Raw genomic sequence first — 21,247 nt, 5'->3', positions numbered from 1 at the left:
TGGTAATTGGTTTGACACTTAAAACCAAGATGGTGATCGCGCTGTTTTGTTGCTTGGCCGCTCGGACAATAGTGGTACGGGCATCCCATCCGCCCAGTGCTGTCTTGAGAGGAGCTGCCGTGAACAAGAGCAAGCGCATCGCCATCAGTCTGGCAGCGGGCGTGCTCGCCGCGGCACTCTGCATGGTTTACGGGTCATCGGTTCGTTCGCGGGCTGAGCAGGCCCAGGCCGAAACCTTGGCCAAATACGGCGGCGATCGCGTCGAAGTTTGCGTTGCCGCACGTGATATCGATGTGGGTGAGACCCTCGACGAGACCAATGTCGTAACCCAAGAGTGGCTCGCGAGCCTGCTGCCGCGCGATGCGGCGACCGAGCTGCGCCAGGTGCGTGGCGACGTGACGACCTCGCGTATTCCCAAAAATGCCGTGGTCTGCGATGTCTACACCAAAGCCGAGAGCCATACGCTCGAGGTGCCCAAGGGCAAGGTTGCCGTTTCGGTGGCGGTCGATGCCGAGCATTCGGTGGGCGGAGCCGCAGGCGTGGGCAGCTACGTGGATGTGTACGTGCAAAAAGACGGCGTGACCGACCGGCTGTGCGGCGCGTATGTGATCGATACCAGCGACGAGGCCGGTGCCACGCGCGAAGGCAAGGTCGAGTGGGTGACGCTGGCGGCCGACCCCAAAGACGTCAAGGAATTGCTGGGAGCCTCGGGCAAGGGAACGGTCAGCTTGACGATTCCCGCCACGGCACGCGGCAAAAAGAGCGGAGGCGACGAGTGATGAAGGCGATCTGGCTTGCGTGCTGCGCGTGTGGCGATTACGGACTGCTGCAGCAGGAAGTCGAGGGCCGCGATGCGGGCGCGCAGGTGCTTCGCGTAGGCGACCTAGACGGGTTGGTGTCTATGGCTCGGGCGTTTCCTTCGCGCCGTGGCGCTGCCATTATCGCGGCATCCCTGTTTGATACTAAAGATGTGCGAGAGACCGTCGCGCGCCTGACTGCCGAAGGACGCGTGAGCCGCGTCGTCGTGTTGATAGAGGCGCTCGATCCGTCGGATATCGAGGGGCTGTTTCGCGCGGGGGCGACCGAGGTCATCGCTGCGCACAGCATATGCGGCAGCGGACATGTGGGCGAGGGAGCGGTTGATTCCGATTGGGGCGTGTCGCCTGAGCCCGATGTTTTTGTTGATAGGGAACCCGGGGCGCCTCGCGCTACAAGAGGCCCGCGTGTTGATGACTATGGGAAAGCGGAAGCCGAGCATGTTCGGCGCCCCCCGGGCCCCCTTGCATGTGATGACGCCGGAGCGTCGGTGCCGTATGGCGAAGACCTCCTGGCTGTAGATATGGGATACGTGCACGGCGTGAGTCTGGCCGATGGACTCGATGAGGTCGAGGGCCTTGTCGCGGGTGATGGTCCGCACGTCGACGTGACAGCGGAATCCCCAGTTCCGCCCCTACCGTTTGAGCAGCCTGCCGTGCCGGCGTGGACAAAGCACTTGGGTGCGGCTGGCGAGACGGGGACGTTGCCGCCCACGTCGTCAGCCCCTGCACCGCTGGCAGACACTGCGTCGACGTCGCATCGAGCTCCGGTCATCTGCGCCGTCTCGGGATCGGGCGGCTGTGGCAAATCGACGATTGTCGCCACGATGGCGCATGCCGCTTCGTTGCTGGGTCTGCGAGCTGCCGTACTCGATTTGGACCTAATGTTTGGAAATCTCTACGACTTGCTGGGCGCCGATGCCCCGCATGACATGGCGACACTTATCGAGCCGTCGGTCGCGGGCGCACTTGCGGAGCCAGACGTGGTCGCTGCATCGATGCGCGTTGCCCCAGGCGTTACGCTTTGGGGGCCTGTCGCAGCGCCCGAGCGCGCCGAGCTCATGGCGCGTCCGGTAGAGCTGCTGCTCGACATCTTGCGTCGTGAGTCCGACGTGGTCCTTATCGATACCTCGGTCTTTTGGGGCGATGCCGTGGCGGCTGCGGTGGCGGCGTGCGACCGTTGCCTTGTCGTGGGTGATGCGGCAGTTTCTTCCGCGACGTCTGCAGCGCGCGTCATTGAGCTGGCGAGCCGTGTGGGCGTGCCGCGCACGCGCATGAGCGCCGTATTCAACCGATTCGGCGCGCGTGGGGCGGACGAGGATGTCGCCATGCGCTTTGAGATTGCCTGTGCGTTGAGCTCCAAGATTCGTATCGCCGATGGCGGGCAGGATCTCGCCGCGCTCATGGCGTTTGGGCGCGCTGACGAGGCAGTGGGGCAGACCAGCGCTTTTGCGACCAGCGTGCGCGAGGCCACGCGTGAGATGCTCGTGGAACTGGGGTGCGCCGTCGGCCCTTGGAGCGATATGGTCGCCGACCGTGCAACGCGCACCGAACGCCCGCGCATCCGCCTTCCCTGGTCGCGTGTGGGTGATTGCCGATGAGCCTGCAAACGAGAATTAAAGCAGCCGGTGCGGCAGCGGCGACGGCACCTGTCGATGTGGGACGGCGCCGTGCGGTCAAGCGCCGCACCAAGCGGGCCGTGATGGACCGCGTGGGCTACGACGAGGTGGCACGCATCAGTGCCTACGTCGATCCGGTTCTTGCCCGCTCGGAATTGCGTCCTGCGGTGGAGGCGGCACTCAACGTGGAAGAACCGACCGACCTGGCGACGCCCGAGCGTGAGACCATCATCAACGAGATCTTGGATGACGTGGTGGGCTTGGGCCCGCTGCAGCCGCTCATCGAGGACGACACCGTCACCGAGATTATGGTCAACGGTTGCCGCTCGGCTTTCTTTGAGCGCGGCGGGGTCTTATACCCCATCGAGCATGCGTTTGAGGATGACGAGCAGATCCGCGTGCTCATCGACCGCATCATCTCGCCGCTGGGCAGGCGTATCGACGAGCGCAGTCCCATCGTCAACGCCCGTCTCAAAACAGGTTATCGCGTCAACGCGGTGATTCCGCCCGTGGCGATCGATGGGCCGATCCTCACTATCCGCAAGTTCTCGGATCGCATCTGTTCGTTGGACGAGCTTGTGGGCCTGGGGTCGCTGCCGCTTTGGTATGCGCAACTGCTTTCGTGTGCGGTGTCGCTGCGCCAAGATTTGGCGGTTGCGGGCGGTACGGGGTCGGGCAAGACTACGCTGCTCAACGCGCTATCGTGCGAGATATCTACCGGCGAGCGCATCGTGACGATCGAGGATTCCGCCGAGCTCAAGTTCGCGCATCACCCGCATGTGGTTCGCCTGGAGGCGCGCGAGGCTTCAATTGAGGGTGAGGGTGCGGTGACAATCCGCGACCTGGTGACCAACGCCCTGCGTATGCGTCCCGACCGTATTGTGGTGGGTGAGGTACGCGGTGCGGAATGTTGCGACATGCTGCAGGCCATGAACACCGGGCACGATGGGTCGCTCACCACGCTTCATGCGGGCACCGAGCAAGAGGCCGTGGTGCGTTTGACGCTGCTTGCGCGCTATGGCATCGATCTGCCGAGCGAGCTTATCGAGGAACAAATCGCTATGGCGCTCGACGGCATCGTGATGTCCGAGCGCCATGCGGACGGCCGGCGTTTTGTGTCCTCCTATTCGGGGGTGCGACGCGGCGCGTCGGGTGGCGTGGAACTCGAGCGCTACGTGACCTTCGATGCCGCCGAGCGCACCTGGACCCTCAACCGCGAGCCGCCGTTTATCGCAGAGGGCTTGCGCTCGGGAACGCTTACGCAGGAGGAGGTGGAGGAATGGAGGTCGTTGTGCCCCTCGTCGTAGGGGGCCTTGCCGGGTTTTCGGTCGCGACGGTATGCGGAGTGGAGCCTCATGTGCCGAGGGTGCCGCCGGCGGAGCTGGTGCGCCAGACGCTCGAGACGGCGGCAGAGAAGCTGCCGCGTGAGCTGGTGGAAAACGATCTGCTGAAAAAGATCGCCCGCTCGTGGGCATCGTTGGCTCCCGTGCGCCGCATCGGTCTTGTCGTTGAGGATGATGCTTCACGCTTAGCGTTCCTGTTGCTATCGAGTGGCGTCTGCTGCCTTGCACTTGCCGTGGTGTCGCTATCGCCCATCGGCTTTGTTTTGGGGGCGGTTGCGCCCTTTGCCGCCGGCGCCGCACGCGACGTCTTTGACCACCGACGCGAGCAGCGCGATGTGGAGGAAGCCATGCCCGAGGCCTTTACGGCACTTTCCATGTCGCTTGCCTCGGGACATTCGCTGGCCCAGGGCATGCGGTTTGTGGGCGCTCACGCGCAAGAGCCGGTGCATACCGAGTTTCTGCGGGTAGCGGCGGCGATCGACTGTGGCATTTCGGCTGCCGATGCGCTCGACGACCTGCTTGTCCGCATCGACGCCCCCGGGCTTTCGCTTGTCACGTTGGCGCTCAAGGTGTCGCAGCGGACCGGTGCCCCGCTTGCCGATCTGCTGTCCGAGGCGTCGAGCATGGTGGGGGAGCGTATTGAGCTCAAGCGCCGCCTGGATGTCAAAACGTCGCAGGCGCGCATGTCGGCGCATATGGTCGCGGCGATGCCGGCGGGTATGTGCGCGGTGCTGGCCCTGCTTTCGGCAGATTTTCGCTACGGTCTCGCAACGCCGGTAGGCGCCGGCGCCGTGGTTCTGGGGCTTGCCCTTAACGGCGTCGCCCTGGTGGTTATCCGGCGCATTATGCGGGTGGAGCTGTGAGCGCCCTGGTTGCCGCCGCGGCTTGCCTGTGCGCCTTCGGCGTATTTGTCGCGACGGGCCTGGAGCGCTCGGATGTGCGCAAGACCATGGAGATTTTCAGGGGCGAGGCGGTGCTAGTCGTTGCTGCGGCCCATTCGGTGATCGATTCCGCTATTGCGTGGGTGAGGGGCGCATTTGGCGTGGACAACTCAGCGCAGGTTTCGCTCGGTGAGGTGTCCGAGATGATTGATGTGGTGCGCCTGGGGCTTTCCGCCGGCCTTTCGTTCGATGCGGCGCTCGAGATCTTTTGCGCCAATCGTCGATCGACGCTGACTGTTCGGCTTGAACGGGCATGCATGGCGTGGCAGGTGGGCGTGGGAGCGCGCGAGGACGAGTTGTTGGCGGCCGCGCAGGACCTGGACGTGCGGGCGCTCGAGACCTTTGCCATTACGGTGGGTCAAGCGCTCGCCCTGGGTGCCCCGCTTGCCGAGACCCTTGCTGTCCAAAGTCGCGAGATCCGCGCCGCCCATCGTGCCGCGGTCGAGCGCGAGATTGAACGAGCGCCCGTCAAGCTGCTGATTCCCACCGGCACGCTCATCTTGCCGGCACTGCTGTTATCCATATTGGGCCCGCTGCTGGGAGCAGGCGGGATGATGTAGGGAGGAATACATGAACAAAATGGCTGACGTTATGGGTAGGGTTTGGAGCCGGACGCTTTACCGTGCAATGCGTTCCTGTCAACGTGCCAAGGCGCTGGTGCAGGAGGAAAGCGCGCAGGGTACCACCGAGTACGCCATCTTGGTCGGCGTGCTCGTGGTAATCGCGATCATTGCCATCGTTGCATTTAAGGGCAACGTCGAAAAGCTATGGAACGCGATCAAAGACGGCATCAACAGCCTGTAGAAGGAGGGCATTCTGTTGGCGTGCTGCTGGTGCTCGCTTGCCTGATTGTGGCGATAGCGGCGACGCTCTGGGGGCTGAATGCCGTGCGACAGCAGCGTTCTGGGGCCGTCGCGGATGGGAGCTCGGGCGCGGTGGCGCCTCCCGATGACAAAGCGCGGGACACGGCCGACAGGGATGCCGCCGTCACGGCACAAACTTTTCTGCGGGCGCTCGACGAACGGGCGGATGCTGCGGCGGGGCCATCTGCGGACAACGCAGTCGCAGCCCGGCTGACATGGGCCGAGGAGCGACCGATGACCGAGGCTGCCGCGGACCTGTTGCGTGTCTATCGCGAGGTGCCCACAGCCCAGCTCGCTCTAAGCGGTTACCTCGACATCAAGGGCAACGTATGGGGCGCCATCGTGCGCGATGGGCGCGGCTGGGTCGACATGGTGACGGTTGCCGCGGATGCCGGCGACGCCTCGTGCCGCTTATGCGCGGTGCGCTTGGTTCCGCAAGCATCGGGGTCAAAGGAGGGATCGTGAAATGCTTGACGTTTTGCGCGAGGAGTCTGCCCAATCGACCGTTGAGTACGCCATCGTCACCATGGCGCTGCTTTCCATCGTGCTGGCGATTGCGGGGCTTTGGCGCGCCGGCACCGACGGACGCTTGGCGGCGTTGGCTGCACGGGCGGCGTCCCATGGCGTCGCCTCGACATCGGTTATCGACGCCGCCGCAGGCGCCAAAGACATCGCGCTCTATTGATATCGCGCGTGAGGATTGGGCGCAGTCCACGGTCGAGGCCGCTTTTTTGCTGTCGACGTTTCTGACGCTCATCCTGCTTGCGCTGCAACCGGTGTGCCTGCTCTATACGCGCGCGGTCATGGAGTCTGCCGCCGCCGAGACCGCGCGGCTCATGACCACGACGACGGCGGAGGACGACGACCTCAAGGAGTTTGCCCGCCGCCGTCTCGCCGCGGTGCCCGATGTCTCGATCTTTCACGCCGGCGGACCGCTGTCGTGGGATATCGAGCTTGGCCGGGCGGACGCAGGGGGCGTTTCGTCTGTATCTATCGCGGGTGATGTAAAGCCGCTGCCCGTGATCGGCGCGTTCGCGCAGGCCATGGGCAATGTGGGGGGAGGAGGATATGTCGAGTTGAAAGTCGACGTTTCGTACCGATCGCGTCCCGGATGGCTGGAGGGAGACTATGATTCGTGGATTGCCGCGTGGGATTAGGCGTCGCCTGCTGCGAATGATGCGAGGGCTCGTGTGCCGTTGCCGGTCGAATGCCCGCCGCAAGCGGGGCGGCTTCATGGGCCGCTCCGGTATCGACTTGTTTATCGAGGACGGTGCCTACACTACGCTTTCTTCGGCGGTCGTCATACTTGTGGTGCTTACGCTGCTGTTTTCGTCGACGGCGGCGATATGGAGTATGTCGCGTGCCGGGGATACCCAGGTGGCGGCCGATAGCGGTGCTCTGGCGGGTGCCAACGTGATATCGTCCTACCATACAGCGGCCACGGTGGTGGATGCGAGCATTTTGAGCTTGGGCTTGGCGGGGTTTGCCACAATCGGCACCGGCTTGGTTGCCATGCTGGTGCCGGGTGGGAAAATAGCCGCAAGCGATATGGTCGATACCGGGATTGAGATTATTAAAACGCGCAATAGGTTTGCCAAAAGTGCGTCGGAGGGTTTGCAAAAAGTCGAAACGGCTCTGCCATATCTGGTTGCCGCGCGAGCTACGCAGGCTGTTTCGGCGCAGGATACCGATAACGTGACCTATACCGGCACAGCGCTCGCCGTGCCCAGGACATCCGAGTCGGACTTCGCTGCGCTCAAAGGGTCAGAGATCTCGACCGATGCCATTAAAAAGACGTCGGAAGATTTAGACCGCGCAGCTGTGGAGCTGCAGAAGGCCTCTGAGGATACGGCGAAGGCCAAAGAGCGCGCCTGGCTTGCGGACTGTGGCGGATCGGATGAGAATGCGATTGGCAAGTACTCATGTATGTGGGAGCGTGCGGGGAGCTTGGCAAAGCTATCGGGTGAACAAAACCGCCACTATACTTCGAGTATCGATTGGGAGCCGCAGATCGCCCTAAATCGTGCGAAGACCTATTACCGCCGGCGCCTGGCGAATGAAAGGCCGCTTGGTGGGGGTGTAGAGATGGAGGCGGAGTCTGTCGCGCGCAAAGCGTTTTACGCTTATGCAATCGAAGAACTCGATCACTCGTATATTAAAGATGATGGTGAAAAAATCTTATCCCAGATTCCATTCCTGCCACGCACTCCAGATGAGGTGAAGGGAACCCAGCTCTACACCGATGCCATGTGGCCTACGAGTGATATTGGTGGCAAGACATACCTGCACTATGGGACCGGATGCCCCAACTATAAGAATGGGTCGCCGGGCGGGTTGGCATCCGTCGTCGATTACGATGGCCACGATGTGTGCGAGGAGTGCCAATTTGACGTCGTTGACCTGGGTCGCGCCCTCATGCCTCCATCATTTATCGAAAACGGCTTCGAGTATCACTTTGACGAGTTTAAAAGGGCTCTGGAAGAATACGTCGAATGTCGCAACAAAGAGCTCGAGCTTATGCGTCAGACCGAGGACGAGGCCGATCGCGCGGGTAATGCGTTTGACCAGGCCATCAAGGCGCTTTCGGGCGAGCGGCCGCGTATCGCCCCGCCCGGCCGAAACGGCGTGGTCGCCTTTGCGGTCTCGGGCGATATGACCAGTCCCGGTAAGCTCAACTCTTCATTCAATAAGCCGGTTACGCTCGGCAGTCGCGGTGCAATCTCTGCCGCGGTCTTGGCTCCCGACAACGCGACGGCGCAAAACAACGTGCTCTCGCGGTTTTTCTCGACACTGGAAGAGCGCTCGGGCGGCGTTGCCGGCGTACTCGATGGCGTCATGGATGTTTGGGGACGCCTGCTTGTGGGATACGGAGACATCCAAGGTTCGGCCGACGAACTTATGGACGAGATGATTAAAGACCTAGGAGGGGGCAGCGGCGCATTGGGCTCCATTGCATCGTGGCTCGGCGATACCGTTTCGGCGTCCGTGGCGGCGCTGGGTTTGGAACCGTGCGACTTGCGCCTGCGAAAGCCGGTGCTGACCGATTCCGCTAACGTCATTAAGAGTCCGGGGTCTGACATTGCCGGTCTCTCTCAAGCGCAAGACAAACTGCGAAGTATTCCGTTGGGCGTGACCGATCCCAAGGCGCTTTGCGAGGCGTTGGAATATCAAGTCGAACGCACCATTAGCGGTACAGTGTTCACACTTGCGGAGATTCCGTTGCCCGGCGGTGGTTCCATCCCGCTTACCGTCGATGTCGCCACGCTGGTTGGCGCTCTGGGCGGTGGGTCGTAATGAGTATCCACATGCGTCTGCGCGAGGAGCGCGCCCAGGCGACGGTCGAGATGGCCGTGGTCGCTCCCGTTTTGCTGGCGCTTGCGCTCATTGTGTACAACGTCATGGTCTTTGCCGGCGCCGTTGCGCGCTTCGATCGCGTGGTGCCCGATATCGTGCTGGCGCACGCTGTGGCGCCGGAAGGGGAGGGCGACAAGAGCTCTGTCGATGCCTCGGTGCGTGTCCAGTCCGAGATTCAGGCGGCTATGCAGGGCTATAATCTGCAGGTCGAGGTCTCGAGCGAGCAGAGCTCGGCGTCGTCTGACGGCGGCTTGCTCTCTCTGTCCGGGACGTTTAGGACCTATGCCTGCGTCATGTACTATGAGCCGTGGCCTAGATTGCTCAGCATTGCCGGCGTTTCTCTGGGGACGCCGGCGAAGCTGTCGCACGAGCGCGCGGTTACGGTCGATCCGTGGCGACCGGGGGTGGTCATGTGAGCGCCGTCTTGTCTTATATCGCCTACGCGCGTGCGCTCAATAGGCTCGGTTGGTCGCCGGCAGAGTTTATGGTGGCAGAATCGTTTGGCGCACGCTTGCGCGGCATGCTGGGCCGCGTGCCGATTACGGCTGACGGACTGCCGCTCGTCATGGCGTTTCCATGCTGCTCTTCGGTTCACACCTGTTTTATGGCTTATCCCATCGACATTGCCTTTATTGATTGCAGCGGCAATATCCTTGCACGCTACGAAAATGTCCGCCCCTGGCGCATGTGCTCCTGTCCCGGTGCTTGGGCGGTGCTGGAACGCCTTTCAATCCTTGTATCGCCCACTGTCTTGCAACGAGTGCAGGCTTGAAGGCCCTGGGCGAATAACTTCTTGCGGCCGGTTGATGTCTCTGACGTGCTGCTTTACAGAACCGAGGTGGTGTCCAAAAACTTTTTTCAAATTCTCGGTTGACCGGAGCGCGTCCTTGGTTATACTAATCAAGCCTTGAAACAAGGCACACCTCAAATGGCTGGGTAGCTCAGTTGGTAGAGCAGAGGACTGAAAATCCTCGTGTCAGGGGTTCGATTCCCTTCCCCGCCACCTTGAATTGACTAGGACCTCTGCAAAGGGGTCCTTTTCTTTTATGTAGCCCCCGCACGGAATCGAACCCCGCGAGGGCGCGGAGCTGAGGAAACGCGATAGCGTTTGCCAGCGTAGCTCGCAAGGCGCGCAAGCGCCGCAGCGGTCCGTCCGCGCAGCGCGCGGACGCGATTCCCTTCCCCGCCACCTTGAATTGACTAGGACCTCTGCAAAGGGGTCCTTTTCTTTTATGTGGACCCGCGGAAAACGCATCCCAGAATTTCAATCCTGAGCGGGATGCGCTTTCCGCTTTAGGGGCGCTTGGGAAAATGCGACCCGGAATGACGTGAAATTACGGGACATGCTTTCCGGTTGGGCCTGCTGGCGGAAAATGCATTCCATTATTGAGCAAAAAAACGGGATGCGCCTTCCGGCGCCTGCCTTCGGCGCGCGTGCACATCTTGGCGTACCATCTCGGGTGTGCCCGCCCAGACATTACTCCTACTTTTGCGCCACTTTGCAGACCGTTCGATCGGCTGTCCGTGTGCGCGGGTATACTCAAAACGATACTTTTCCTATGCAATACGATGCGGGTTCGCCCTGCACGATTCGAAGGGGGCCGTGATGGAGAGGATACTCGGCGTTAATCTCTCTGGCTGGTTTATTCCCGAGCCTTGGGTGACCCCGTCGCTGTACGCGGCGACAGGTGCGTCCAATGCGGCGGAACTGCAAGAAGCCATGGGCACTGCTGCCTATAACGAGCGCATGCGTCGCCATTATGAGACATTCGTAAGCGAAGATGATTTTCGCCGTATGGCGCAGATTGGTCTCAATGCCGTGCGTTTGCCGGTGCCCTGGTATGCCTTTGGCTCGCAGGAGTCCGATGCGTCCTACATTTCGGTTATCGACTACATTGACCGTGCAATTGAGTGGGCTGCCAAGTACGACATTCGCGTGCTGCTCGATCTAGCGACTGTGCCCGGTGGCCAGGGCGATTCCAACGATTCGCCCACCACGCCGGAGGCTGTTGCCGAGTGGCATTCGTCCACCAACGGTCGTCACGTTGCGCTCGACGTGCTGGAGCGTTTGGCCGATCGCTACGGCGAAGCCGAAAGCCTTCTGGGCATTGAGCTGCTGGATACGCCGCAGATGAGTGTCCGCAAGAGCCTCTTTACCATGACGGATGGCATTCCGGCCCACTACCTGCGCAATTTCTATCGCGATGCCTACGAGCTCGTCCGTTCGTATATGCCCGAGGATAAGATCGTCGTCTTCTCGTCGTCGGGACATCCCGGCGAGTGGAAGCATTTTATGCGCGGCGCCAAGTACAAGAACGTCTACATGGACCTTCACCTGTACCATTACCGCGACGAGCATGCGCTCGACATCACGAGCCCCCGCGGGCTGACGACGGCGATTTCGCGTAACAAGCGCGAGCTTAAAGAAGCGATTTCAACTGGGTTCCCCGTGCTGGTGGGCGAATGGTCGGGCGCGGCGATCTTTGCCAACTCGTCGGTTACGCCCGAGGGCCGCAATGCCTACGAGCGCGTGTTTATCGCCAATCAGCTGGCTTCGTTTGCGCCGGCTGCCGGTTGGTTCTTCCAAACGTGGAAGACCGAGAAACGTATCGCAGCATGGGACGCCCGCGCGGCGCTCGGTACGCTCGAGCGCGGCATGATTGAATAGGTTGATATGACGCAAAACAGCGCCCATACGGGCAAACTCTATGTGGTCGGAACACCCATCGGCAACCTGGGCGACCTGTCTCCGCGCGTTGGCGAGGCGTTTGCCGCCGCCGATGCGATCTGCTGCGAGGACACGCGCGTGACCTCAAAGCTACTGATGCACCTGGGCATTTCCAAGCCGCTTGTCCGTTGTGACGAGAATGTGATCGCCAGCCGCGCCGCCGGTCTGGTTGACCGCCTGCTGGCGGGGGAGACCCTCGCTTTTGCCTCGGATGCCGGCATGCCGAGCGTGTCCGATCCCGGCCAAGCGCTGGTCGAGGCGGCGCGTGAGGCCGATGTGCCCGTCGAAGTTATTCCCGGGCCCTCTGCTTGCGTCACGGCGCTCGTTTCGTCCGGTATTCCCTGCGAGCATTTTTTCTTCGAGGGCTTTTTGGGCCGAAAGCACGGCGACCGCGTGCGCCGTTTGCAGCGCCTTGCCGTGGTGCCCGGTGCACTCATCTTCTACGAGTCTCCACATCGCATCGTGGCGACGCTCGAGGCCGTGGCGGAGGTCTTTCCCCAGCGTGAGGTTGCCGTCTGCCGCGAACTCACCAAGCTGCACGAGGAGGTCTTGCGCGGGCCCGCCGCCCAGCTTGCCGAGGGGCTGCGTGCTCGCGGCGAAGTAAAGGGCGAGATTGCGCTGGTCATTGCGCCACCGAGTGAAGACGAGGAGGCCGGCATTGTGCCGGTTGGCGCAGCAGCAGCGGATCCCGACGAGGCCCTGCGCGAGGATATCCGCGCCGCGCTCGAGGAGGGGGAGCCCGCCTCTGCGGTGGCCAAGCGCCTGTCTCAGAAGTATTCACGCCGCAAGCGCGATGTCTATGCCATGGTGCTCAATATGCAATAGATGGAGGATATCCAGCCCTTGCGTTAGAATCATCCCCTGTATGCAACGTTTTTCTGGAGGACAAACCCCATGGATCAAAGCAAGCCTTCGTTCTTTATCACGACGCCCATCTACTACGTCAATGCCGATCCGCATCTGGGCACGGCTTATTCCACCATCATCGCCGACGTCCAGGCTCGCTATCGCCGCTCCGCCGGCTATAACGTCAAGTTCCTGACCGGCATGGACGAGCACGGCGAGAAGGTCGCCGAGGCCGCAGCCAAGCATGGCATGACGCCGCAGGAGTGGACCGACAGCCAGGCTCCGCACTTTAAGGAGCTTTGGAGCAAACTCGAGATCTCCAACGACGACTTCATCCGCACCACCGAGCCGCGCCAGCATCATGCGGTGCAGTATCTGTGGGAGCGCATGAAGGAGTCTGGCTACCTGTATAAGGGCAGCTACGACGGTTGGTACTGTGTGCCCGACGAGACTTACTTTACCGACACGCAGGTCCAGAAGGGTGACGAGGAGTACGGCAGCGTCGGCCAGCACCTGTGCCCCGACTGTCATCGTCCGCTCGAGCGCGTGCAGGAGGAGTCCTACTTCTTCAAGCTTTCCGCTTTCCAGGACAAGCTGCTCAAGCTCTATGACGAGCATCCCGATTTCGTCGAGCCTGCATTCCGCATGAACGAGGTGCGTAGCTTTGTCGAGGGTGGCCTCAACGACCTTTCCGTGAGCCGTACGAGCTTTGACTGGGGCATCCAGGTTCCGTTCGATGAGGGCCATGTGACCTATGTGTGGTTCGACGCGCTGCTCAACTACATGACGGCTGTCGGCTACGGTGTCGACACCGACGAGGCCCGTGCCGAGCTGGCCTATCGCTGGCCTGCGCAGTTCCACATTGTGGGCAAGGACATCATTCGCTTCCACTGCGTCATTTGGCCCGCTATGCTCATGGCCATTGGCGAGGCTCTGCCCGAGCACGTCTTTGCCCACGGCTTCCTGACCGTGCGCAATGCCGAGACTGGCAAGGCCGAGAAGATGTCCAAGAGCCGTGGCAACGCCATTGCCCCGCAGGATGTTATCGACATGCTGGGCGTCGAGGGTTATCGCTACTACTTTATGACCGACGTGGTCCCCGGCACCGACGGCGCTATCAGCTTCGATCGCATGGAGCAGGTCTACAACGCCGATCTCGCTAACAGCTGGGGCAACCTCATCTCGCGTTCGCTCAACATGAGCGGCAAGTACTTTGACGGTTGCGCGCCCGCCAAGCCCGCATCGTTCGATGCGTTCGATAACCCGCTGGCAAAGATCGCCGATGGCCTGGCCGAGCGCTACATGGCCAAGATGGACGTGCTCGATTACGGTGGAGCCAAAGACGAGGTTATGGAGCTCATCCACGCCGCCAACCACTACATCGAGGACTCCGAGCCCTGGGCACTTGCCAAGGACGAGGCCAAGGCCGACGAGCTGGCGTTTGTGATCTACAACCTCCTCGAGGCCATCCGCATTGCCGCTCACCTGCTGATGCCGCTCATGCCCCAGACTTCTACCGAGGCCCTGCGCCGCCTGTCGTGCGAGGACGAGGCCGCGAGCGACGACCTCAAGGGCATTTGCGCTTGGGGTCTGCTTGCCGGTGGTCAGCCCGTCGAGAAGGGTGAGCCGCTGTTCCCGCGTCTGGGTTAAGACGCCGCGCGCCATATCGGCAATCTGCTGTTTAGGTGTAAGGGCATGGCCGCAACGGTCCATGCCCTTTTGTTTCAAGACGCCGCCACCATGCTAAGGAGGCAACTATGACAACTTCGCCTTTGGCAAACCCCACGGCAACAAGGGAGCTGCTGGAGGAGTTTGGCCTTGCGACCAAGCATCGCCTGGGCCAGAACTTCCTGATCGACAACCATGTGATCGAGCGTATTTGCGAGCTTTCCGAACTTGCGGGCGATGAGCGCGTGCTCGAGGTTGGTCCGGGCGTTGGAACGCTCACGCTTGCGCTGCTTCAGGAGGCGGCGTGCGTCACGTCGATTGAGGCCGATCCCGAGCTCGAGCCGGTGCTCGATGCCCATGCCGCCGACTATGCCAACTTCCGCTTTATCATGGGCGACGCGCTCAAGGTGTGCCCGGAGCAGATTGAGCAGGCCGCGGGCGGTGAGCCGACGGTATTTGTCGCGAACTTGCCCTATAACGTGGCGGCGACGATCATTCTGCAGTTCTTCCAGACGATGCCCGCGCTCAAACGCGCCGTCGTCATGGTTCAAAAGGAGGTTGCCGATCGCATTGCCGCAACGCCGGGTAACAAGACCTACGGCGGCTATACGGCAAAGCTCGGCCTGTATGCGCAGGTGACGGGTCGCTTTGAGGTGCCGCCGCGCTGCTTTATGCCGGCGCCGCATGTGGATTCGGCCGTCGTGCGCATCGACCGTGTTGACGGCGTAGCGCCCGAGGGGCTTGATCGTGAGTTTGTGGCCCGCGTGATTGACGCTGCGTTTGCTCAGCGTCGCAAGACCATCCGCAATTCCATGAGCGCCAACGGCTTTGCCAAGGACGTGCTCGATGCCGCCTTTGAGGCTTGCGGCATCGCGCCCACCACACGCGCCGAGACGCTTGGCGTTGCCGATTTCGTCCGTCTGGCTCAGGAGCTAATCCATGATGCCTAATGACGAGCGCGTGACGTTTACCAAGAAAAAGAAAACGGTTGCTTGCCCCGTGCCCTTGGCGCCGCTTGCCGATACGCACGCGCACCTGCTCTCGTTTTGGGGCAAGGAAGTACCCGAGACGCTTGTGCGCGCCAAGGCTGCAGGCGTCGACCTGTTGGTGACGATCTTTGATCCCATTGCCGACAAACGCAGCGTGACGGACTATAGCGACTGGCTGGTGCGCGAGATTTTGCCGATGCGGGATATCCCGCAGATAAAGTATCTCGCCGGTGTGCACCCCTATGGCGCGCCGGACTATACCGATGACATTCATGCACAGGTCGTTGCTGCGCTTGATGATCCCTTATGCGTCGGTATCGGCGAGATCGGTCTGGACTACCACATGGATTACGACGACGACATCGCGCCGGCGCCCCACAGCGTGCAGATTGACTGCATGGCACGTCAGCTCGAAGTTGCCGTACGCCGCAATGTGCCGGTGGAGTTGCATCTGCGCCACGAGGACGCGGACGAGGAGCGCTCCTCGCATGTGGATGCGTACAACGTGCTGCGCGAGGTGGGTGTGCCTCAGGCCGGTTGCATGCTGCACTGCTTTGGCGAGGATCGCGCCACGATGGAGCGCTTTGTGGGTTTGGGCTGCTATATCGCCTATGGCGGCGCGGCCACCTTTAAGCGCAACAATGATGTGCGCGAGGCATTCGCGGCGACCCCGCTCGACCGTATTTTGTTCGAGACGGATTGTCCCTATATGGCGCCGGAGCCCATTCGCGGTCTTGAGTGTGAGCCGGCAATGATTTCCATCACAGCAAACGCGCTGGTCAACGACCGTGTCGATCGTACTGGAGAGAAAGCAGAGGCGATTGCGCAAGCTGCGTGGGACAATGCCCGCAAACTTTTTCAAAAATAGTTCTTGCGTTCACGGTGGCGCTCCGTTATTCTAATTCCTGCACGCGGGCGTGGCGGAATTGGCAGACGCGTACGGTTCAGGTCCGTATGGGGGCAACCCCATGAAGGTTCAAGTCCTTTCGCCCGCACCATTGATTGAAAGAGCTCCCAGCAATGGGAGCTTTTTTGTTATGGGCCCATCGCAGGGACTTGAACCTGCGAAGGAGCGAGCGTCAAGAAAACGCGGAGCGTTTTTAGCGAGCTGGCGAGTCCGCCGGCAGGCGGGCGAAGCCGGTGCGGATCCGCGCAGCGGATACGCGGACGTCCTTTCGCCCGCACCATTGATTGAAAGAGCTCCCAGCAATGGGAGCTTTTTTGTTATGGGCCTCCTGATGGTGTCACATGGCTGCTTTGTGCGGGTATCCTAGTGCCAACGTGTGCCCATCGGAGGAGAGACCATGCTGTTATCCGGTATTATCGCTGCCCTTACGAGCCTTCTGCTTCCCATCATCATTTTGTTGCTACTGCTTCCCAACGCCTGCTATGTCGTTGAACAGCAGCATGCTGTGATCATCGAGCGCCTGGGCAAGTTTAACCGCATCGTCAACGCGGGTTTCCACATGAAGGTGCCCGTGATCGACCGCAAGGCCGCCACGGTGAGTCTGCGCACCATGAAAAACGGTTTTGGGATCGACGTTAAGACCCAGGACAACGTGACTATCGGCCTTGAGGTCTCTGCTCAGTACCACGTGAGCTATGACATGGGAGCCGGCCCGGCAGATTCGGGCATCTACAAGAGCTACTACATGCTGCAGGAGCCCGTCGACCAGATGCGCGACTTCATTACCGATGCCCTGCGCTCTTCCATCCCTGTCTATACCCTTGATGAGGTCTTTGCCAAGAAGGATGACATTGCCAAGGACGTCAACGCCACCGTATCCGAGCAGATGGCCGCCTACGGCTTTACCCTCGTGTCGACGCTCATCACCAAGATCGCGCTGCCGACCGAGGTCGAGAACTCTATGAATGACATCAACGCCGCCCAGCGTAAGCGCGCTGCTGCGCAGGAGCTCGCTGAGGCCGACCGCATCAAGCGCGTTACCGAGGCGACCGCCGAGGCCGAGGCAATGGAAAAGGCGGGCGAAGGCATCGCCAACCAGCGCAAGGCCATCGCGCTGGGTATCAAGGATTCGCTCGAGATTATCCAGGAGACGGGCGTCGGCAACGATGAGGCCAACCAGCTGTTCATGTTTACGCAATGGTCCGAGATGATGACTGAGTTCGCTCGCACGGGTAAAACCTCGACGGTCGTGCTGCCGAGTGACTTTTCGCAGTCGGCCTCTATGTTCGAGCAGATGCTGACCGCCGGCAAAGTTCAAAACGATTCGAAGGAGTAGGCGCGCGTGAAGTGCACCGTTGTATGCGTCGGTAAGCTCAAAGAGCGTTTTTGGAAGGATGCCTGCGCCGAGTACACCAAGCGCCTGGGCGCCTATGCCAAGGTGGATATGCGCGAGGTGGCCGATATCGACCCGGCCAAGGCGGGCGGTGTGGATGCCGCGCGCGACAAGGAGGGGGCGGCGATTCTTGCAGCCCTGCCGCCCCGAGCACATGTGATCCTGCTGGCCATTGAGGGCAAAGAGCGCTCGAGTGAGGAACTCTCGGCGCGGCTCGATGATCTTATGTTGCGAGGCAACAGCGACATCGCCTTTGTGATTGGCGGATCGGACGGCGTGAGCGACGATGTTCGCTCACGAGCTGACGAAATGCTCAGCTTTGGACGCATTACCTTGCCGCATAACTTGGCGCGCGTGGTGCTGCTGGAGCAGGTCTACCGCGCCTGCAAGATTAGCCGTGGTGAGCCGTATCACAAATAGGTCGGCAACACGAAACAATGCCGTGGGACAATAGCTCTCGATTTGAAGAACCTGTCTGAGAGGACTATGAGATATGAAGATTGGATTTGTCGGTTTTGGCAATATGGCGAGCGCTATGGCCGATGGCTGGATTGCCGCCGGTGTGGCTGCGAGCGACATGTGTGCCTGCGCGGGCCGCTACGATGCCCTGGTTGAGCGCTGTGAGGCGCGTGGGATACTTGCCTGTCGTGATGCGGCGGAGGTTGTCGCTGTATCCGATATCGTGGTTGCTGCGGTCAAGCCGTACATGATCGAGAAGGTCTTCGCTCCGCTCAAGGATACTCTTGCCGATAAGGTCGTCCTTTCGGTCGCCTGGACTTGGGACAGTGCCAAGTGGGAGCAGGTCCTGCCGGGTGTCGCGCACATCTCGACGGTCCCCAATACACCGGTTTCGGTGGGCGAGGGCGTCATCGCCTGCGAGAAGTCCTCTACGCTCAACGGCGAGCAGCGTGCCGTGGTGCTCGACCTGCTCGGAAAGCTTGGCACTGTCGTTGAGCTCGATACGAGCTTGCTGTTTGTGGGCGGTACCGTGGGCGGTTGCGCCCCGGCATTTGTTGCCATGGCGATTGAGGCCCTGGGCGACGCGGCCGTCAAGCACGGCATTCCGCGCGCCGACGCCTATCGCATTGTGAGCCAGATGGTTCTGGGTACGGCGAAACTGCAGCTTGCAACTGGGCAGCATCCTGCGGCGATGAAGGATGCCGTGTGCTCGCCCGGCGGCGCAACCATCAAGGGCGTCGTCGCGCTCGAGGACGCCGGCATGCGCAGCGCCCTGGTCAAGGCCATCGACGCCACCCTTCAGTAAACCTGCCATTTAGGGACAGGTTTATTTTGGCAGGTTTTTCCTGCGGTTTTATCTCTATAGCGAAAAGCGCCCCGCAACCGGGTTGATACCGGTTGCGGGGCGCTTGCGTTTGCCCAGATAAAACCGACCAAAATAAACTTGTCCCTAAATGGCAGGTTAGTCCCAGAAGCTGTCTTGATCTTCTTCGGATTTGGGCCCGCGGTCGACGTAGAGCTTATGGGTGCGCTTCTCCATTACAAAGGCAAGAATCGCAAACAGCAGGATGCCGCCGGCGAAAAGGATGGCAAAACCGGTGCGGGTGCCAAACAAAAAGGAAAAAACTGCGTCCATTGGGTGCCTTCTTGCGTAGTTGAGTTGGGTCGTAAACGCTCATAAGTATATACTTGCCCATACATGTACAAGGTTGCAACCTAAATGGAATGTATATCGCCGGAGGATCTAATGCTTGATATCAAGTTTGTTCGCGAGAACCCCGATGCCATCGATACCGCCATGGCTAACCGCCAGACGTCTTGGGATCGCGAGAAGTTCTTTGAGCTCGACGATGAGCGTCGTGCCGTCATCACCGAGGTCGAGGAGCTCCAGGCCACGCGTAATGCCGAGTCAAAGAAGATCGGCGCCCTGATGAAGGAGGGCAAGAAGGACGAGGCCGAGGCCGCCAAGGAGGCCGTGCGCGCCGTCAACGAGAAGATCGACGGTCTGGCCGAGCGCCGCACCGTTCTCGAGCAGGAGCAGTACGACTTTATGGCTCACCTGCCCAACATTCCCTGCGAGGCCACCCCGTACGGCAAGGACGAGGACGAGAACATCGAGCGCCGTCGTTGGGGTACCCCGCGCGTGTTCGACTTCGACTTTAAACCGCACTGGGATCTGGGCACCGACCTCGATATCCTCGACTTCGAGCGCGGCAACAAGCTCTCCGGTAGCCGCTTCACCGTTCTCGGTGGCGCCGGCGCCCGTCTGGAGCGCGCCCTCATCAACTTCTTCCTCGATACGCACACCAGCCGTGGTTTTAAGGAGTGGTGGCCGCCCATCGTCGTCAAGCGCCAGACCATGTTTGGCACGGGCCAGCTGCCCAAGTTCGAGGACGACGCCTATCATGTCTCGGGCGATAACTTCCTGATCCCCACCGCCGAGGTCGTGCTTACCAACCTGCACGCCGGCGAGGTTCTCGATGCCGACACCCTGCCGCGCCGCTACACCGCCTTCACCCCCTGCTTCCGCGAGGAGGCCGGCTCTGCTGGTCGCGACACCCGCGGCATCATCCGCCAGCACGAGTTCGACAAGGTCGAGATGGTCAAGTTTGCCAAGCCGGAGGAGTCCGACGAGGAGCTCGAGAGCATGACCGCCGAGGCCGAGTTCCTGCTTCAGCAGCTGGGTCTTCCGTATCGCGTGATTAGCCTGTGCACCGGCGACTTGGGCTTCTCTGCCCGTCAGACCTACGACATCGAGGTCTGGCTGCCGAGCTACAACGCCTACAAGGAGATTAGCTCCTGCTCCAACTGCGGCGACTTCCAGGCCCGCCGCGCCAACATCAAGTATCGCGATCCCGAGAACTTCAAGGGCTCGCGCTACCTGCACACCCTTAACGGTTCCGGTCTGCCGGCTGGCCGCACCATGGCCGCCATTCTGGAGAACTACCAGAACGCCGACGGCACCATTACGATCCCCGAGGTTCTGCGTCCTTACATGGGCGGCCTCGAGAAGATCGAGCCGGTCGCGTAGGTTTGCTGCATAAGCGATTTGCGGGGCGCCCCTATCCGGGGCGCCTTTTTTGTGCGCGGAGCCTTACCATGTCGCGCGGACAGCTCAATACAAAATACACGAACAAATGTTCTGTATACGGTTGTCTACCTGCTATGCTTTTACTAGATACGAGCGAGAGAAGGGGGATGTGATGGACCTGTTTGATGAGCGGGTAGTTTTGTTTGAGAGCGATGAAGGTGGGGAGCGCCTGCTAGTTACGTGTGAGCCATCGGGTATGGGTGGCTTGGTGGTGAGGCAAACGAGTGAGGGTCCGTTGACCCAATGGTGCTTTGAGGAGTCACCACATGTAGTCGAGACCTTTGTGACGCACGAAGGGCTTGCAACACTCGAACGGTTCTATGGAGTCGGGACTTCTAACCAGGTGGCACGCATGCTGAGTATCTCGTTTGCCGAGTATGATTGCGCCCAGCGGGCGCGCTCGCTATTGAGGGATCTCGGTGTTGGGTTCGATGTGGTTGAAAAGCCGATCGATCGTATGGGAAACGGTGATACATGCGGAGCTGCATGAGGAAAATGGTCTAGAAAAAAATCAAGATTGTGCTTGACTCCAATTAACTAAAATGGTTTCATATGTCTTGCGCTGCGGCGTTACCTCAGCTGGATAGAGGGTCTGACTACGAATCAGAACGTCATAGGTTCGAATCCTATACGCCGCACCAATCGAACTTGAAGCCTCCGGCAACGGGGGCTTTTCTTTTTTGGAAGCCATGCATGGATTCGAACCTCGGTCGAGGCGCGAGCGTAAAGAAA

General features: G+C 60.8%; 23 protein-coding genes and 3 tRNA genes. 25 read left to right on the top strand and 1 reads right to left on the bottom strand.

Annotation, left to right across the window (positions count from 1 at the left end; translation table 11 throughout):
* Positions 1-119: 119 nt before the first annotated feature.
* The 22 genes from cpaB to proC all read left to right on the top strand — a co-directional run bounded on the left by cpaB (position 120) and on the right by proC (position 18,730).
* Positions 120-779 (top strand): Flp pilus assembly protein CpaB, encoded by a 660-nt coding sequence (gene cpaB / locus ACTQV4_RS06335; RefSeq protein WP_427719097.1) that lies wholly within the window; start codon positions 120-122, stop codon positions 777-779.
* Complete coding sequence (locus tag ACTQV4_RS06330; protein ID WP_441569497.1) at positions 779-2,416, top strand: AAA family ATPase; 1,638 nt, start codon at positions 779-781, stop codon at positions 2,414-2,416. The genes cpaB and ACTQV4_RS06330 overlap by 1 nt, the downstream gene beginning before the upstream one ends.
* Entirely contained in the window at positions 2,413-3,741 is a 1,329-nt protein-coding gene (locus tag ACTQV4_RS06325; RefSeq protein WP_441569496.1) for a CpaF family protein, read from the top strand. Before ACTQV4_RS06330 ends, ACTQV4_RS06325 begins: the two co-directional genes overlap by 4 nt.
* On the top strand, positions 3,714-4,640 hold the full coding sequence (locus ACTQV4_RS06320; protein ID WP_441064134.1) for a type II secretion system F family protein: 927 nt from the start codon (positions 3,714-3,716) through the stop codon (positions 4,638-4,640). Before ACTQV4_RS06325 ends, ACTQV4_RS06320 begins: the two co-directional genes overlap by 28 nt.
* Positions 4,637-5,278, top strand: coding sequence for a type II secretion system F family protein (locus tag ACTQV4_RS06315; protein ID WP_441569495.1), 642 nt, complete (start codon positions 4,637-4,639; stop codon positions 5,276-5,278). The genes ACTQV4_RS06320 and ACTQV4_RS06315 overlap by 4 nt, the downstream gene beginning before the upstream one ends.
* Before the next feature lie 67 nt (positions 5,279-5,345).
* Complete coding sequence (locus ACTQV4_RS06310; RefSeq protein ID WP_441044823.1) at positions 5,346-5,522, top strand: hypothetical protein; 177 nt, start codon at positions 5,346-5,348, stop codon at positions 5,520-5,522.
* A 293-nt stretch (positions 5,523-5,815) separates the two neighbouring features.
* The gene (locus tag ACTQV4_RS06305) at positions 5,816-6,046 is read left to right on the top strand and encodes a hypothetical protein (protein ID WP_441569494.1); all 231 of its coding nucleotides are present in this window, start codon (positions 5,816-5,818) and stop codon (positions 6,044-6,046) included.
* Between the two features lies 1 nt (position 6,047).
* The gene (locus ACTQV4_RS06300) at positions 6,048-6,266 is read left to right on the top strand and encodes a hypothetical protein (protein ID WP_154517649.1); all 219 of its coding nucleotides are present in this window, start codon (positions 6,048-6,050) and stop codon (positions 6,264-6,266) included.
* Positions 6,267-6,312: 46 nt separating this feature from the next.
* Positions 6,313-6,738 (top strand): pilus assembly protein, encoded by a 426-nt coding sequence (locus tag ACTQV4_RS06295; protein ID WP_441569493.1) that lies wholly within the window; start codon positions 6,313-6,315, stop codon positions 6,736-6,738.
* Complete coding sequence (locus ACTQV4_RS06290) at positions 6,710-8,875, top strand: hypothetical protein (protein WP_441569492.1); 2,166 nt, start codon at positions 6,710-6,712, stop codon at positions 8,873-8,875. Before ACTQV4_RS06295 ends, ACTQV4_RS06290 begins: the two co-directional genes overlap by 29 nt.
* A complete protein-coding gene (locus tag ACTQV4_RS06285; protein ID WP_441569491.1) occupies positions 8,875-9,351 on the top strand; it encodes a hypothetical protein in 477 nt (158 codons plus the stop codon). The genes ACTQV4_RS06290 and ACTQV4_RS06285 overlap by 1 nt, the downstream gene beginning before the upstream one ends.
* Positions 9,348-9,707 carry a DUF192 domain-containing protein gene (locus ACTQV4_RS06280; protein WP_441564896.1) on the top strand — a complete coding sequence of 120 codons (360 nt, stop codon included), beginning with the start codon at positions 9,348-9,350 and terminating at the stop codon, positions 9,705-9,707. Before ACTQV4_RS06285 ends, ACTQV4_RS06280 begins: the two co-directional genes overlap by 4 nt.
* Before the next feature lie 158 nt (positions 9,708-9,865).
* Positions 9,866-9,938: transfer RNA gene (locus tag ACTQV4_RS06275), tRNA-Phe, on the top strand.
* A 603-nt stretch (positions 9,939-10,541) separates the two neighbouring features.
* Entirely contained in the window at positions 10,542-11,603 is a 1,062-nt protein-coding gene (locus tag ACTQV4_RS06270) for a glycoside hydrolase family 5 protein (protein ID WP_427728410.1), read from the top strand.
* 6 nt (positions 11,604-11,609) lie between these two features.
* The gene (gene rsmI, locus ACTQV4_RS06265; protein ID WP_441535741.1) at positions 11,610-12,488 is read left to right on the top strand and encodes a 16S rRNA (cytidine(1402)-2'-O)-methyltransferase; all 879 of its coding nucleotides are present in this window, start codon (positions 11,610-11,612) and stop codon (positions 12,486-12,488) included.
* Positions 12,489-12,557: 69 nt separating this feature from the next.
* Entirely contained in the window at positions 12,558-14,159 is a 1,602-nt protein-coding gene (gene metG, locus ACTQV4_RS06260) for a methionine--tRNA ligase (protein WP_154517665.1), read from the top strand.
* Between the two features lie 107 nt (positions 14,160-14,266).
* Positions 14,267-15,127 (top strand): 16S rRNA (adenine(1518)-N(6)/adenine(1519)-N(6))-dimethyltransferase RsmA, encoded by an 861-nt coding sequence (gene rsmA, locus ACTQV4_RS06255; RefSeq protein ID WP_441031685.1) that lies wholly within the window; start codon positions 14,267-14,269, stop codon positions 15,125-15,127.
* On the top strand, positions 15,117-16,034 hold the full coding sequence (locus ACTQV4_RS06250; protein WP_441569490.1) for a TatD family hydrolase: 918 nt from the start codon (positions 15,117-15,119) through the stop codon (positions 16,032-16,034). The genes rsmA and ACTQV4_RS06250 overlap by 11 nt, the downstream gene beginning before the upstream one ends.
* Positions 16,035-16,077: 43 nt before the next feature.
* Positions 16,078-16,164 (top strand) — tRNA-Leu (locus ACTQV4_RS06245).
* 306 nt (positions 16,165-16,470) lie between these two features.
* Positions 16,471-17,409, top strand: a complete 939-nt coding sequence (locus tag ACTQV4_RS06240) for an SPFH domain-containing protein (RefSeq protein WP_117848150.1) — start codon at positions 16,471-16,473, stop codon at positions 17,407-17,409.
* A 6-nt stretch (positions 17,410-17,415) separates the two neighbouring features.
* A complete protein-coding gene (rlmH, locus tag ACTQV4_RS06235; protein ID WP_370450649.1) occupies positions 17,416-17,886 on the top strand; it encodes a 23S rRNA (pseudouridine(1915)-N(3))-methyltransferase RlmH in 471 nt (156 codons plus the stop codon).
* A gap of 73 nt (positions 17,887-17,959) precedes the next feature.
* On the top strand, positions 17,960-18,730 hold the full coding sequence (gene proC, locus ACTQV4_RS06230) for a pyrroline-5-carboxylate reductase (RefSeq protein ID WP_427719061.1): 771 nt from the start codon (positions 17,960-17,962) through the stop codon (positions 18,728-18,730).
* Between the two features lie 156 nt (positions 18,731-18,886).
* On the opposite strand, the gene ACTQV4_RS06225 is transcribed toward proC, so the two are convergent.
* Positions 18,887-19,060, bottom strand: a complete 174-nt coding sequence (locus ACTQV4_RS06225) for a DUF6724 family protein (RefSeq protein WP_195838594.1) — start codon at positions 19,058-19,060, stop codon at positions 18,887-18,889.
* Positions 19,061-19,171: 111 nt separating this feature from the next.
* Here ACTQV4_RS06225 and serS point away from each other — a divergent pair, with 111 nt between their 5' ends.
* From serS to ACTQV4_RS06210, 3 genes are all read left to right on the top strand, one after another.
* Positions 19,172-20,455 (top strand): serine--tRNA ligase, encoded by a 1,284-nt coding sequence (serS, locus tag ACTQV4_RS06220; protein ID WP_427719058.1) that lies wholly within the window; start codon positions 19,172-19,174, stop codon positions 20,453-20,455.
* 172 nt (positions 20,456-20,627) lie between these two features.
* Entirely contained in the window at positions 20,628-21,005 is a 378-nt protein-coding gene (locus ACTQV4_RS06215) for a hypothetical protein (RefSeq protein ID WP_441569489.1), read from the top strand.
* Between the two features lie 74 nt (positions 21,006-21,079).
* Positions 21,080-21,156 (top strand) — tRNA-Arg (locus ACTQV4_RS06210).
* Positions 21,157-21,247: the final 91 nt, after the last annotated feature.

This window comes from Collinsella sp. LCP19S3_B11, assembly GCF_052121915.1.
Lineage (GTDB): Bacteria > Actinomycetota > Coriobacteriia > Coriobacteriales > Coriobacteriaceae > Collinsella.
The sequence above is the reverse complement of the archived record's forward strand: the minus strand, read 5'-3'. Positions and strand labels throughout refer to the sequence as shown.